5 protein-coding genes are annotated in these 16,538 nt (G+C 40.1%); all 5 read right to left on the bottom strand.

Annotation, left to right across the window (positions count from 1 at the left end; genetic code table 11):
- Positions 1-88 precede the first annotated feature (88 nt).
- The 5 genes from WAA86_RS06330 to WAA86_RS06310 all read right to left on the bottom strand — a co-directional run bounded on the left by WAA86_RS06330 (position 89) and on the right by WAA86_RS06310 (position 16,487).
- Entirely contained in the window at positions 89-9,949 is a 9,861-nt protein-coding gene (locus tag WAA86_RS06330; RefSeq protein WP_337300147.1) for a PKD domain-containing protein, read from the bottom strand.
- A 271-nt stretch (positions 9,950-10,220) separates the two neighbouring features.
- The gene (locus WAA86_RS06325) at positions 10,221-12,578 is read right to left on the bottom strand and encodes a GumC family protein (RefSeq protein ID WP_337300146.1); all 2,358 of its coding nucleotides are present in this window, start codon (positions 12,576-12,578) and stop codon (positions 10,221-10,223) included.
- Between the two features lie 39 nt (positions 12,579-12,617).
- Positions 12,618-13,388: a polysaccharide biosynthesis/export family protein gene (locus WAA86_RS06320; RefSeq protein WP_337300145.1), complete on the bottom strand. Its 771-nt coding sequence runs from the start codon at positions 13,386-13,388 to the stop codon at positions 12,618-12,620.
- Between the two features lie 40 nt (positions 13,389-13,428).
- The gene (locus WAA86_RS06315) at positions 13,429-15,363 is read right to left on the bottom strand and encodes a polysaccharide biosynthesis protein (protein ID WP_337300144.1); all 1,935 of its coding nucleotides are present in this window, start codon (positions 15,361-15,363) and stop codon (positions 13,429-13,431) included.
- Positions 15,360-16,487 carry a DegT/DnrJ/EryC1/StrS family aminotransferase gene (locus tag WAA86_RS06310; protein WP_337300143.1) on the bottom strand — a complete coding sequence of 376 codons (1,128 nt, stop codon included), beginning with the start codon at positions 16,485-16,487 and terminating at the stop codon, positions 15,360-15,362. Before WAA86_RS06310 ends, WAA86_RS06315 begins: the two co-directional genes overlap by 4 nt.
- Positions 16,488-16,538 lie beyond the last annotated feature (51 nt).

Genomic DNA, 16,538 nt, shown 5'->3' with positions numbered 1-16,538 from the left:
CTCATGCCCATATTTTTAAATAAAAATTAGGCACAAAAAAAAGGGCAAACCAGATCGGTTTGCCCTTACAAATTTAAAATTATCAAAATTAATTTTTCACCATGATCTTTAATCCAAGGGAATCGCCTTTTTCTGTCAATAAGGTCACATAATAAATCCCCGTTCTTAATCCGTAGGTAGGTATCTTATAGTTTCCTGCATCATAAATTGTTTGGGCCACATGACCACTGATATACCTTCCGCTGGCATCGTGCAAATAAACCAAGGTGATGAAATCGTCTATTGGCTCAGTTACCATAATGATGTTCGCAGTACCATCCACCACTGGATTAGGTGCTACAATGACCTCAAAATTACCAACCTCACTGGGTATATTTTCTGTCACGACAATGGTCAACGTATCTGTATCGGTAAATTCTCCATCTGAAACTGTAAGCACTACATTATACTCTCCCGCCGCATCGTAGATATGGATAGGGTCGGCTTCGGCAGACGTTGACCCGTCCCCAAAATCCCAGTTATAAGATAGAATACCAATATCATCAGTAGATGAGGATCCATTAAAGGTTACTTCCAATGGAGCACTTCCTTGCATCGGTGTCGCTGTTGCAATCGCATTAGGTGCCGCATTGGTATCTGATACAGTTATTGTTATTGTTGCCGTCCCAGTTAATCCTTCCTCGTCGGTTACTGTCAAAACAACAATATAAATTCCTGCTTGGGCAAATGTGTGGCTAAATGCAGCACTATTGGTCCTAACTGTTGAAGTTGTTCCGTCATTAAAGTCCCATTCATAGCGGACAATACCTTTATCATCTGTCGCATCTTCCGCACTAAAGAGTACTGGTAAAGGTGCAATACCATTGATAGGATTGGCTGTAATTGCAGCTACCGGAGCTTCATTGTTGGGATCAACAGGATCATTCACTGTAATCTCCAATGTGGCCATGTCGGTAAGCCCATCATTATCTGTAACCGTCAACGTAACTGTATATACTCCCGCTTCCGTGAATACAAAACTAGGATTAGCTTCTGTAGATGTACTACCAGCCGCATCTCCAAATTGCCATAAATAACTTTCTATGCCAACATCGTCGGTAGAGTTGCTTCCCGTAAATGCCACGGTCAATGGCGCATCACCATTGGACACATCCGAAGTAGCAACAGCCACAGGTGCACCATTGGGAGCATTGACGATGATTTCCAAGGTGGCAGTACCTGTAAGCCCTTCTTCATCTGTGACGGTCAAAGAAACGGTATAAGTGCCTGCCTCAGTAAATGTAAAGCTAGGGTCTGCCTCGCTGGACGTACTTCCTGCGGCATCGCCGAAATCCCATAGATAACTCGTTATATCAACATCATCCGTTGAGTTGCTCCCCGTAAAGGCCACGATCAAGGGCGCATCACCACTCGTTACATCCGAAGTGGCTATGGCCACGGGTGCCTCATTAGGTGCGTTCACCGTGATCTCCAAGGTGGTAGAACTGGTCAAGCCCTCTTCATCGGTAACGGTCAATGTAACTGTAAATACTCCAGCTTCGGTAAATACGAAACTCGGGTCTGCATCCATCGATGTACTTCCAGCAGCATCGCCAAAATCCCATAGATAACTTACAACCCCTACATCATCAGTAGAGTTGCTTCCCGTAAAGGCCACGGTCAATGGAGCATCACCATTGGACACATCCGAAGTAGCCACTGCCACTGGTGCTTCATTGGGAACATTGACGGTGATTTCCAAAGTGGTACTATTTGTAAGCCCTTCGCCATCTGTTACAGTCAAGGTAATGGTATAGGTGTTTGCCTCGGTAAAGACAAAGCTTGGATCTGCCTCTGTGGAAGTACTTCCAGCGGCGTCGCCAAAATCCCATAGATAGCTCGTAACACCCACATCGTCCGTGGAGTTGCTTCCTGTAAATGCCACGGTCAATGGCGCATCACCATTGGACACATCCGAAGTTGCTACGGCCACAGGTGCCTCATTAGCCGGGTCGTTGACTTGAATCGTTATTGTTGTAGATCCAGTATTACCATCACCATCTGTAACCGTCAAAGTCACATCATATGTCCCTGCAGAAGTAAATATGTGCAATGGATCTGCTTCAGTCGATGTATTACCATCCTTGAAATCCCAAGCATAACTTACAATCCCCACATCATCTGTAGAATCGCTTCCTGTAAAACTAACTTCCAAGGGTACATCTCCACTTAATGGAATGGCACTGGCTACAGCCAAAGGATTTCCTGCCTCCCCTATTATCCATTGAAAGTCGATCGTTGAAGATCCTGCTGGATTCGCATCGTCCTCCACAACTACTTGCACATTGTATGGGCTATTGTCAGCGGCTCCATTAGTGCCTTGAGATATCGGTGATTCTGGTGCTGCTGTTAATTGAGCATTAGAATAGGCTGTTCCATCGAGCTTGTACAATGCCATTTTATCTATAGCGTGTCCAGCAGAACGCTCGGATACTTCCATTTGATAAGTTCCTGGGTTGACAAAATATACGTAAATGTTATGCGCATCATTATCACTTGTATACGCTTGCCAACTATAAACTTGTGAGGCGCCACCACTTCTATATATTTTTAAATATCCATTACTTGAGCTTCCTTCGGGCGTAGTTGCAGGTGTAACTCTAGAGCTACCTCCAGGGAATACGATATTCGTTTGACTTCCTTGCAAGTTTGATATTACACTTGCTTCACTGCCAGGTGTGCCCTTAAATCCAAAGAACCATACATCATCATTGTTTGGAAAACGAAGCCAATTGTCGTTTTCATCTGTTGGGCTTCCACCACTGTAGAAACTTCTCCAATTAAATCGGTAAACCCCTGGCGTAGTAATATTTATATCATAGGTCAGAGTCCCTCCATTTTGATTACTAAAATGATTAGAACCTGCGATGATTCCCGTTGCTCCACCTAAAGTTGTTATACTCCAGGTAGGGTCTAATGTTGCAGATTCCGCTTCTATCACAACCAAACCATTCTCTTCCTGAAAAGCTCCATTCCCTGTACCTCCTTCTGAAACCGTTCCTGAAATAAGCCCTGTTATTGGATCGATAGTAAGGGTCGGTGGCAGGCCTGTGGCACTATAGCTCAGGTTGCTACTAGCATCATTGGCAACGATCTGTAAAGCAACGGAATCCCCTTCATTATTATATTGAGTACCAGGATTGGTAACCACAGGTGCCGTATTATCGGTTGTCAATTGAATTTCTAAGGTTGAGGTAGTTCCATAATTTATGGTAAGGGTTGCACTTCTACCAGTTCCTGTTCCGGTCAGTCCAACAGTGATCGTATGTTGACCTTGTGCAGCGATTAAAAAGTTTGTCAAATTCCCCGCATCAATACTGAAATCGGCAGCATCCGGTCCAGAAAGTTCCATGGAACGTATAAAAACACCAATATTACCATCTTCAGCATTTAATATGATATCCCTTTGTGACCCTTCAGAAATATCGATTAGGGATGGGGCAACCAATTCACTGGCAATACTGGCAACTCCCGTAGCATTATCTGCTCCCAGATACTCCATATTTTTCTGATTGCCGCCAGCAAGGTTAGGTGAACCACCTAATATATAGACTCCATTACCAGAAACGATGGCTTGGGTCCCGTGCCTTTCGTTATTAAGATCAGCCAAACGGGTCCAAGTACCATTTACCGGATTGTACTGTTCGGTAATCTTTAATGCATCCGTTGTTTGGACTCCATATACATCCTGATTCTGAACTTCCCCTCCAATGACAAGCAATTTATCATTGATATTGGCTACAGCAGCACCACCACGAGGTGTTGGCAAGTTTTGGCCTGAAGGTAGGGTGCTCCATGTTCCACTAGCAAAATCATATACATCAACCTCCGCAATGGTTTGGTTAAACACATTATTTGGAAATGCCGATAAGCGTCCTCCGGCGATATAAAGCTTATTGTCAATTACAGAAGCATGGAAATGATCTCTTGCTCTTGGCGCATCACCTAAAGGCGTCCAAACTCCCGTTGCAGGATCGTATTCATCAAACCAAGGAATATATCCCGGGTTGTGTCCATTAGTGTTTCCAGCAATGATGTAGAATTTATTATTGTGTACCACCAAACCAGTTGAACCGCGTTTTCTTCCTGCAGGTATTTCGGGTCCCTGAATCCATTCATTCGTAGAAGGGTCAAAAGCCCATATGAAATCTGCAGGTACTTCATTCGGGTAGTTATTACTTTTAAATGCTCCAATAACCCAAATCAATCCTTGATACTCTGTTGCCTGGAAGTGATTAAATTCAAAAGGCGCAGAATCCTGTAGAGAGGTCCAAGTATTGGTAGTATAATCATAGATATCAATGGTTTTGGCATTTTCACGACCTCCCATTAAGTAGAATTTATTCCCAGCCTGAACAAAAGAATTCTCATGTCTAGCGGTATAATTCTCATCCTCATCTTTGTTTATCCATTGATACCCTACTGTCCAATTAAAGCTTACACTTACTGCCTGAGAACCAGGTTTGGTCACCACAACAGTAACCAGATGAATTCCATCTCCATTGGGCCCACCTTCAGAGGCATCGGCATTAATTGTTCCAAATATTTGACCATTGGTAGGTTCAATATTTATTCCAACTGGTTGTCCACTAATGCTATAGGTAAAATTAGCATTGGGATCACCTCCACTAGCACCTACGGAAATTGTGCTGGATTCTCCGACTTGATTATCCTGATCGGCTATAGGATCTATAAAAATAGGAGGATACTGTGAATTATCAACTCGTATTTCAATGGCATTCACCAAAGGGTTTTCCACTTCATGTAAAAATCGAATATTGAGATTTCCATCTTGCACAGAAACTGGAAAAGAGAGCATTCCTCCTGCCTGATGTCCAAACTCTGAAATCAAATCCAAATTATCACGTACCATAGTACCTTCTATTTCAATATCAAAAATTCGATCTCCCACTGTATTTGTTCCAGCAAAACTATTGCCTAAATAAATATTCACTTCATAATTTCCATTGAGCAATGGTATCACAAATTCCATCTCCTCCCCGCTTGGAGTGTCGTAGCGTTCTTGGGCGAATAAGGCGTTAAATGTAGATTGGTCTATATAAGCAGGAATACTAGCATCCCTATTAGCATATTGCAAGTTCGCATTTAAAATAACACCTGTATTTACACTGTAATTTTGGCTGGTAAAAGCTCCTGATGTGTCATTGGCTTCCCAGTCGGTATCGCCATCTGATGCTACTACCAAGGCACCTGCAGCATTTATCCTATAAGTAGTAAAGCTGGATACAGTCCAAATAAACTGTGTCTGTACATCTTGAGAACCTGTTTTACTCGCACTTACTGTAACATTGTATATTCCATCACCATTAGGTCCTTCTAAAGCAGCTGTTGCTGGTAACGTCCCTGTAATTAATCCGGTAGCCGTATTTATACTTATTCCTTGTGGTTGACCTGTTATAGCATACGACACACTTTCATTGGGATCTCCTCCGGTAGTACTTGTAGAAACCGAAACTGTTTGGCCCACAACATTGGATTGATCTGCTATCGGTATAATTTCAAAGTCAACTACCTCTCCCGTAGAACTTAAAATCTCTATCGCATTGATCAGAGGATTTTCTACTACGTGTCCAAATCCTATATTTAAAACACCATCTGTCAGGGTGACTTCGAAACTGAGCATCCCTCCTGCCAAATGTCCAAATTCGGCAATAAGATCCAAATTATCCTTAACTACGGTATTTTCTATTAGCACATCAAAAACTCGTTGGCCAATTTGACTTGTTCCAGAAAAACTATTTCCTAAATAAAGGTTTACAGTATAATTTCCGTTGGACAACGGAATCTGATACTCCATTTCTGGACCACTAGCTACATCATATCGTTCTTGTGAAAAAAGGGCATTAAATACAGATTGAGAAATATATGTAGGTATAGAGGCGTGTCTATTTGTATATTGAAGCCCCGAATTGGTAATTATTCCTGTATTCACAGAGTAGTTTTCGGAGGAAGAAGCCCCAGAAACATTATTGGACTCCCAATTGGTTTCTCCATCGGTGGCAATCACCAGATTACCTCCCGAATTTATTCTATAACTTGAGAAAGGAGTAACAGTCCACGTAAATTGGGTCTGCACATCAGAGGATCCATTTTTACTTGCAGTAACTGTTACCGTATGAATCCCATCACCATTAGGCCCGCCAGTAATTCCGCTTGCATCTGCTATTCCAGATATTATTCCAGTAGCGCTATCTATTGACAAGCCTGAGGGTTGACCAGATATACTATAAACCACTGGCTCATTTGAATCACCTCCGTAAGCATTGACCTCTACAGCAACTGATTTTCCGGCAACAGTTAATTGATCCTCTACGGGGAAAATCCCAAATGCGATGTCTTTATTGGACACATCCAAAATTTCAATGGCATTGATTAAAGGATTGTTTTTATTCAACTGGTGTAAAAATTCAATATTCAATGTCCCATCAGAAACAGGCACAATAAAGGAAAGCACACCCCCTACTTGGTGTCCAAATTCACTGATTAAGTCAATATCTTCCTGTACGGCTACACCCTCCAAATGGACATCAAAAACGCGTTGTCCTACAGCACTGGTACCTGAAAAACTATTTCCCATAAAGAGATTTACCTGATAAAGCCCATTTCCTATTGGAAAATTGAACAACATTTCCGGATCAGCAGCTTCATCAAATCTTTCATTGAGAAATAAGGCATCAAAGGTAGTTTCGGAAATATAAGGAGGAATTGAAGCGTCCCTATTGGCATATACCAAATTCCCCGTGGTAATGGAGCCGGTATTTACATTGTAAGTAGTACCTGTATAGGCACCTGTAGCCCCATTGAACTCCCAATCCAAATTTCCATCATTTGCCGTAACGCCATTCCCTCCGGCATTAACCCTTGCGACAACAACAATGTCGGTCAAAATAGCCGTTAGAGGCACGGTCAGTGGGGAATTCACCCCAGTGTGGGTAATAACAATATTGGCTGATTTGCTTCCAGCATTGGAATCTGGAAAAAAACTGATTGGCAATGTTTTTGTTCCCCCGGCACCAACTATAATTGGCAGGGTTGAGTTATTGGAGAACAAAGCTGCATCTGAACCTGTGAATGATATGTCTGTAACCTGGATACTGCCCGTTGCCGGTCCACCCCCATTTCTCACTTCAGCTATCAATTGTGCCTCTCCTGAGTTTGTGGCCAAGGTGCCAAAATCTAAAGGATTTGGTTCAAAAGTTAAATTGGGAGGGCCATTTTCGGTTATATTTATAAAATCCCAAGTTGCTGTAAATTCATCTCCAGGTCCGGCCGAAGTACCAATGATTCCGACTGCCATTCCAAACGAATCGTTGGGATCCAAGAAGCTAGCAGGCAAATTAATAGGACTGCCCAACACCATAATTGTTTCCCCTCCATCAATAGAGTAATATGGTTGTGCCGTATTCAAGGATGGATCAATACTTATATAAATATCGGCAGACGACGCCTGTATAAGACCGGGGACGTCAAAAGTATTTTGTGAGGTTACTACACCCCCATTTTCAAGTATTACTTCAAAACCATCAATACCATCACCATTGGTGGTTCCATCCATTAGGGCAACTTTTAAATAGTTGTCTTGATCCCCGTTCCCGATATATATCCCATAAGATTGAAAATCCGTTGGTGGGTTACCAGAAAAAGGAGTTTCTATTTTTGCATGGACAGTAAAGGGTGCCGAATTTGTATCCACATTGACCCCAAACTGGAATGCATTGTTCTGTGTATTGGCCCCTTCAAGGGCATTCCCCTCATCTACGGCATCAATAGTGGCCTTCCCACCAGCTCCACCAAAGGAAAGATTTTCAGGATCATATTGATTGAGATAATCGGTAGCACCAGTAGGATCTAACATTAATCCGGTAAATCCAAGCCCAAAAAATCCTGTTCCAGGGTCATTGTTCCAGAAGGGATACTGCACCGGTAAATTTAAAGACGTACCATTAGTTGCATCAATTGCAAAGGCATCAGATACATCCAAAATTCCGTCATTGTCATCATCGGGGTCGTTAAGGTCAGAAACGAAGTCACCATCGTTATCGGTTGGTTTGCTCCCTCCCGAACAGATATTGGTTCCATTGTCTATTTCATCTTGGTTCGTATAGCCGTCAGAATCGTTATCTGCCAAAGGATCGTAGCCTGCATCTCCAGGTTGGGGACAGGCCCCAAAATCTGTTGGTTCAAAAATGGTTATATTATCTGCACCATAAGTTGCCGCCCATATGGTACCGGGAAAAGGATCCTCATCACCTTGGGCTATAATATCCAATGGTGTGGAACCAAAGCCGTCTAAGAATGAATTATTTTTTGCCAAAAGCGCATCTCCAGCTGCATTTAGCTCATACCTATTAATTTTTCCATTAAAAGATGCCGTTAATAGATCTCCAAACATAGCACCTCCAAAATTACTCGCTGTATATTCACACATCCCATTGGTGGAAGAATTTACAATGTCCAGTATATTAACCTTCGGGCTGGCAATAGCAGCAGCCAAGTTTTCACCTTGTCTTGGATCATCGGGAAAGTCGGTGATGGAAAAACTTGTATTAAAGTATCCTGTTACTCCTCCAAGAAGGTTCTCGAAATTAAATGAATTATCTACAACCCAAGCTGAGCCATTATATTCATGGGTTACAACACCAGCCCTGGAAGGAAACGCCCTAATAGGTGCGGTATGTCCTCCATAATAGGTACCGTTGGCATCATTGATTGTTCCAACAAAATGCAAAGCATCCCCATGTCCTGTACTTCCAGATTCATTAAATTCATTGGTGACATAATCTCCATTTGCCGGATCATAGGTTGTAGTGGACTGGTTCCCTTTCTTATTGCCGGCACTGGTATATATTACAGGTAGTCCACCCCAAGTTGTGTTTGGACCATTGTCTCCAGAATAAATCCTACCATCTGCAGTAATTACAACATCATAAGCATTACGATACCCAGGGGAAAATATCTGTACTGGTCCACCTTGCTCAACAAAAGCCTGATTAAGCCCATCATTTCCTCCAAAAGGATCTCCAATGTCAATTGTTGCGTTATATAATGGATGACCTGCCGAATAAGGGAAGTTTGGGCTGGCATTTGTAATATCTGCCCTAGTAGGATCATTCAAGGTTGGAAGATCATAAATATACTTGGTAGAACCCTGTCTGGTATCAACATATGGACCACCATTGGCAGCTTCCATTTGTTCCAATTGGGTCAGATTGATAATTAATAGTGCTCCCGATAAATAGGTTTCCGAGGTACCTGCAAAATTATTACTAGGCGCCCCTCTATTTGTGTTACCTCCCTGTTGCAGCAACAAAAAGGTATTACCATTTAATTGGAACATATCCATTCCGTTCGTAGAATGATTTTCCTCACAACGCGGCAAACCACGTACCAGATCTACCTTATCCCAAGTACTACCGTTCCATGTCAATCGAGAAAGAACACCAGAATTGGTATCCAAATTTGTATCTCCCGTAGAAGGGCCGCCCCCTATACGAGAATCGGAAGAACTCACATAAAGTACGGGTTGGGAAGCAGTACCTGCTGTCATTATTCCAGTAACCTGTCTTGTATTTGCTGTATTTACAGTACCGTCATCATTATGATTGGGAACTCCTGTCTTGATAATATTTATTGTTGCAGAACTGCTTACACTATAGGCACCACTTCCCGCAGGGGCGTTATCCCTTGCTACAGTATATTCCAATAAAGTTCCATCTTGCTGGGTAACATAAAGTTTACCATTGGGTCCAAAATCCAAAGAGGTTGGGTTGGCTAAGTTTTCCCCAATAAGACCGGAGGCATTAAAGCTTTGACTAATTCCGTAAAAAGAAAAAGTCAAAAACAAACATAATAATAACCTTCTTTTAGCAATAGCGTAGTTTTTCATCATAATTATTTGATCTATAGCGATTCCATTTTTGCAAATGAAAAAAATCTCACTAAATGCAAAGATATTTGAATACCATGAAAGAAGCCATTACCATGAGCAATACTCGTTTAACTAGTAAGGATTCTCGATAAAATACTTAATGAGAAACCCTTTCGAAATATAGCTTAAAATCTACATGTCGAAAGGGTTAATTTTATTTTTGATAGGGTCAAAAGGATTCGTTGGAATGGGGAATTTTAATACTTCCAACACTAAAAATTATGCTCACCTCTTAAAACCTCCACCACTTTTTAAGACTCTTGCCGTAGCCATAGCCATATTTACCGCCATAGCCCAAGTTGGAAGCCTTAACATCATTTACAACAAAGCAAAGTCCTTTAATTTTACCTTCCTCTTGAAGTTTTATAGGAAATTCTATAGCCTTTTCCTCGGTAACACCTGCTCTGGTAACGTAAATCAAGTGATTGGCATATTCACTGATCAACATGGTATCAGAGACAACCATCAATGGAGCAGTATCCACGATTACGTAATCATAGTCATCAGAAATTTTTGAAAAAAGATCTTTTAGACGCTTACTCATCAATAGCTCCGAAGGGTTCGGCGGTATCTTACCCGAATAAATGACATCAATCGTATTTTGGTACACTTTCATTGGATTGATGATATCTGATACCGTTACCGATTCATCGAATAAAAATTCGGTCAGACCCAAATCCCTACTTTTAGGATTCTTTGGGTTTAAATTATCCGAATCGTTTGATGTGAAAAAGGAATACAATTTAGGATTACGTATATCCGCGCCTACCAACAATACTTTTTTATTGGTACTGGCCAATATCATAGTTAGGTTGGAGGAAAGGAATGTCTTTCCCTCACCAGGTACGCTGGAAGTTACATAAATGATATTGTTATTTCCAGATTGGGCTCTTTTTGTCTTAATCAGATAATCCAAATTGGTTCTAATTATACGCAAAGACTCTGCTAAAATTGATCGATCCTCCTTAATAACAAGTTTTTGATCTTTCTTGGATAATTTAGGAAGCTCCCCAAGAACAGGAATTTCCTTGGCCTTTTTTTCCAAACTATGCATATTATGCACTTTATTATCCAATAGATCCCTCGCATAGATGATAGAGAAGGGAATCAAAAAACCTAGAAAAAATGATGCTAAGTAGACAATGTTTTTTTTAGGTGAAACAGGATACTCACTCGAGTTATATGCAAAATCGACAACTTTGGATTTAGGAGCAGATGAGGCAACCGCAATTTGTGATTCTTCCCTCTTTTGCAATAGATACAAATATAAGGATTCCGTGGTCTGTTGTTTACGGGTAATATCCCTTAAGGCCCTTTCATTCTTAGGGGCGGAGTAAATTTTTGAATTAAAAATAGCTTGTTGACCACTTAGGGTATTCACCTGCATGCCCAGATTATTGACCGTGCTACTTAAGCTGGACTTCATGCTGCTTTTCAAACCTTTGATCTGTTGGTCCAAGTTTACAATGACCGGGTTCTTTTCATTGGAGCTTTTCAATAGCCTGTTTCTTTCCAAGACAAGCTCATTATACTTGGCCGTTGTACTATTTACTGTAGCATCCGATAATCCTACATTTGTTGGTAGAACCTCGTAACTATCTTGTTTCTCGACAATATCCATCATGGAAGCCGCTATATTTAACTGGGTCCTTGCATTGGCCAACTCTTGTTGGTTTACCACTCCAACATTTAAATTGATATTGGATTCTGCAGCTATATCGGTAACTCCCCTATCTGTTTTAAAATCTTGGGCCGACTGGTCTACACTGGATAAATTTGTGGAAATATCTGCGATTCTATCATTAATAAATTCTGAGGTTCTATCGGCAATAATCTTTTTATCCTCTATATCATTCTTATTATATATTCTAATTAAAGCATCAATAATATCCCGAGCCTTTTCTTGGATAGGATCCTCCAGGGAAATATTTAAAATATTGGAAAATTCATCCGCAACCATTACATTAGTTTTTTTTCGAAAACTATTTGCCACTAAAAAAATGGGGTTAACTGTAACCCTCATTCTTTTATTCGTAAACCCTTCAAACTTTTCACCATTTGGGGTTATGACCATATCGCCGACAGGTGAAGGTATGTTCTTCCCAAAACCAAATACTCTTTCCGGTTCATCTTCTTCCAAACTATAACCAAAAGTAGTTGGAGATGTTATTGTAATATAGAAGCTAAAATTTGAATTATAAAACGTTGAATCTGGAATAATAAAATTCAATTTTATAGGTGGATTATTATATAACTCTGAGTTTCTAATATTACCCAAAAGCTCCACTTTTGTGTTTAAACCCAATTCCTTCACCACTTCAATAAAATTGGACCTAGAATTTAAAAGTTCAATTTCATCCTTTACATTATTCTTACCTCCTGAGAATATATCCAATTCCTGGAACAAATCAATTCCAGAGCCTGAATTCTTATCCTCAAGAATTTGGATTTTAGCTACAGCCTCATACTGCGGAACTTGATACCTTAAATAAACATAAGCAAATGCAATGGCAAATATTATAGATAGAACAAACCATTTCCAATGTTTGGTATAGGTCTGTAAAATTTCATTCAAATCATATTTTTCCATACTATAATGTCGGGACGTAAAGGTTGTTAGGGATATAAATTAATTTCTTGTAATAAATAATATAGTAGAGGTAATGATCAAAGAAGCCAATGAAATAGCTATTGTCGCTCTATTATCCAAACTAGACGCTGTTACGGCAGATTGATTAGGCTCTACATAAACAACATCATTTTGAGTCAAATAATAAACTGGAGAACTCAAAGCCTCTTTCTTTGTTAAATCTATTCTTGTATATACTTTGGTGCCATCAAAATCTCTAATTACCAAAACATTGTCCCGCATTCCCTTAATCGTAAGATCTGATGCAAGCCCCAATGCTTCCAAGATAGTGATTCGTTCTCCATTTACTGGATAGGTGCCTGGTCTTGAAACCTCCCCTAAAATGGTAACCGTGAAATTTCGCAAACGAATATTAATAATGGGATCTTTAAGATAATCAGACAGTTTGCTTCTTAAATATACCCTCACCTCCTCTGGAGATAATCCAGCAATTTTTAGTTTCCCAATGACAGGAAAATCAATTTCTCCATTTTGATCTATTAGATAATCTACTTGCTCAGGCCTGATTCCCCCTTCAGATGCTCCTCTAAAAAGATTGAAAGGCACACTGGCCTCATTATCCAAGGTTGAAATATGAATACTGACCAAATCATCTACTTTAAACTTTGGACTAAAATCGTTCTTGTTGACCAGGGTTTCAAAACTGCTTGCATTTTGAAAATACACCACTTCCTTTTTAGAGGCACAAGATGAGATTATAAAAACAAGAAGCACTAATGAAATAATTGTAAATCTAGAATGGTTTTTCATGGATATAGTGGTGATTAAGAAATAAAAGTAAAGTGAAAAATTAGGACTGCAAAATTTTCCTTGATCCTTCACCTCCTTTTTTATGGTCTTTTTTAGAATCAAGTTTACAAAGCTCTGAGTTGTTAGATACAAATTCAGGAACTATTTCCTTCATTAATGGTACCGTATTGGCATTGAAGAACATATTGGTAACACACAGCTCCTCAATTTTGGATCTGATTTTAGTGTAATCCAATTCCCTCACTTTTCCAATCATTATCTTTTTGTGATATGTTGGAAGCGTATTTTCACCATTGGCCAATAATTCCTCGTACAACTTTTCACCTGGGCGTAAACCTGTTATTTTGATGTCTATATCATCTGGGTATTTAAGTCCTGACAATTTGATCATATTCTTGGCGAGATCGAATATTTTTACGGACTCTCCCATATCAAATATAAATATCTCTCCACCAGTACCCATGGCTGCCGCTTCCAATACCAACTGTGATGCTTCTGGGATGGTCATAAAAAACCTAGTAACTTCCTTGTGCGTTACAGTTAACGGACCTCCTTTTTCAATTTGCTTTTTGAACAATGGAATAACTGATCCGTTTGAGCCAAGAACATTGCCAAATCTGGTAGTAATGAATTTGGTTTTATTTTCCTGCTGCATACAACTGATGTACATTTCAGCAATACGTTTGGTAGCCCCCATTACATTGGTTGGGTTCACGGCTTTATCTGTAGAAACAAAGACAAACTTATCTACATTGTGGTTCATGGATAGGTCCACAATATTCTTGGTTCCCGCAACATTAATTTTTATGGCCTCATAGGAATTATACTCCATTAACGGAACGTGCTTGTAGGCCGCAGCATGAAACACCATGGTAGGCTTAAATTCCTGGAAATATTCATTCATCCTATTTTTATCCCTTATATCACCAACGATAGGGACAAAATTATGAAAACCGTTTTGTTTCAATTCTTGTTGCAGATCGTACAGGGCAGATTCCGCCTGATCTATAATGATTAAAGATTTATACTCATAATGGGCAATTTGCCTGGCAATTTCACTACCAATAGAGCCAGCACCTCCAGTTACCAAAATCACCTGATCTTTCAGTTCATCCGATACTTTGGACTTTTTAATATCTATAGGCACTCTATTCAATAAATCTTCAATTTGAACCTGTTTTATTTGGGAGACATTCAATTCCCCATTGATCCAGTCTTCCACAGGTGGTACAATCTTCACCTGCACAGGAAGGTCCACCAAGCTTTGAACAAGCTCTCTTAGTTTGTTGTTCGAAATATTGTGTATGGAAAAGATAATTTCAGAGATATCCTTTTTATCCACAAAGAATTCGGTTAAATCTTCAGGACCATAAACCGCAATTCCATTGATACTTTTCCCAATTTTTTTAGCATCTTCGTCTACATAACCCACTACTCTTGCCCTACTACTGGTAGAGGCAGAAAGGGCATTATACGTAAGTATTCCAGATTCACCAGCCCCGAATATCAATACGTTTTTGGTGACTTTAAACTTCTTTACCAAATTGTCATAGCTTGTTTTAAATACATAACGAGAAGCTACCAATAAGATAAAACCAATAAGACTATGAATGATGATAATGGATAATGGGATAGTAAATCCTTCCAATAAATCATATTGCCTGTTCAGAATCACCAAAAATATAGTTATGATACTGGAGAGACAGATAGCGTTAAAGATATTGTACACGTCCCGCACACCAGTATGTCTTACCACCCCTTTATAGGAACCTATAACCAAAAAGGCGATAGTGGAAATAATGGTGACCACTGGGAATTGCATGATCAGTTTCTCGATATCAAATTCGAATGTCAAATTAAATCGAATAAAATAGGACATAACAAATGCTACCGATATCAAAAAAACATCAATAGCCAATACCAACCATTTGGATGCGTATCTATGTGCGTTGCTAACCAAGTAATTTTTTATCATTTCGCTAGTTTTTGTATTATCAAAGAAACTATACGTTCCAAATCGCTTTTTTCCAAATTGGATCCACTTGGCAAACACAATCCTCTTTCAAATAAATCCTCTGAGGTACCATCACTAAAGTGCAGGGCTTTCTCAAATACAGGTTGCAAGTGCATAGGCTTCCATAAAGGTCTGGATTCTATATCCTCCTCCAATAAAGCCATACGGATCATTTCCCTGATTTCAAATGAAGGCGTCAAAATACATGTCAGCCAACGGTTCGAGTAAAATCCTTCAGGTTCTTCCAAAAATTCAATTTCTTTTACATGTCCCAATCTGGATTTGTAAAACTCATAGTTTGCTCTGCGTGCCTCAACCCTGTCGGACAACACTTCCATTTGCCCCCGCCCTATTCCGGCAAGCACATTGCTCATTCTATAATTGTAACCAATATTCGAATGTTGGTAATGCGGAGCATTATCCCGAGCCTGGGTTGCCAAAAACACAGCCCGTTTCTTGGTATCAAGGTTTTTCGCCGTCAAGGCACCACCACCTGAGGTCGTAATGATTTTGTTGCCATTAAAAGAAAGTATCCCAATATCACCAAAAGAGCTACAATTTTCACCTTTATACCTACTTCCCAACGCCTCCGCGCTATCTTCCACTATAGGGATGCCATAGGAATCCGCTACTTTTCTAATTTCCGTTACCTTGTAGGGCATACCGTATAAGTGTACCGCAACAATTGCTTTGGGTTTAATACCATTATCCAATCGATCCAGAATAGCCTTTTCCAATAAAATGGGAGACATATTCCATGTATCCCTTTCGCTATCCACAAAAACAGGATTGGCCCCTAAATATTTTATTGGATTTGCCGATGCTGAAAAAGTAAAGCTCTGGCAAATCACCTCATCCCCTTTTGTAACACCCAAGATCTCCAATGCCAAGTGAATGGCAGCGGTTCCAGAGCTCAACGCCGCAACATGGATATTGTTATCCACGTAATCCTGAATTGCTGCTTCGAACAGATCCACGTTAGGGCCTAAAGGAGCTACCCAATTGGTATCGAACGCTTCTTGCACATAACGTTGTTCGTTCACACCCATGTGAGGGGAAGAAAGCCATATTTTTGTCTGGGTCATCAAAGTCCTTTTCTAATTTTAGTAATATTTGGTACTCCAAAAATAACCAAT

It is taken from the genome of Sediminicola sp. 1XM1-17, assembly GCF_037203765.1.
Taxonomy (GTDB): domain Bacteria; phylum Bacteroidota; class Bacteroidia; order Flavobacteriales; family Flavobacteriaceae; genus Sediminicola.
This window is presented reverse-complemented; position numbering and strand designations above follow the sequence as displayed.

Bases quoted from the DNA above. Each gene is read 5' to 3' on its own strand.
- WAA86_RS06330 (WP_337300147.1), bottom strand. From the start codon at position 9,949: ATGATGAAAAACTACGCTATTGCTAAAAGAAGGTTATTATTATGTTTG.
- WAA86_RS06325 (WP_337300146.1), bottom strand. From the start codon at position 12,578: ATGGAAAAATATGATTTGAATGAAATTTTACAGACCTATACCAAACAT.
- WAA86_RS06320 (WP_337300145.1), bottom strand. From the start codon at position 13,388: ATGAAAAACCATTCTAGATTTACAATTATTTCATTAGTGCTTCTTGTT.
- WAA86_RS06315 (WP_337300144.1), bottom strand. From the start codon at position 15,363: ATGATAAAAAATTACTTGGTTAGCAACGCACATAGATACGCATCCAAA.
- WAA86_RS06310 (WP_337300143.1), bottom strand. From the start codon at position 16,487: ATGACCCAGACAAAAATATGGCTTTCTTCCCCTCACATGGGTGTGAAC.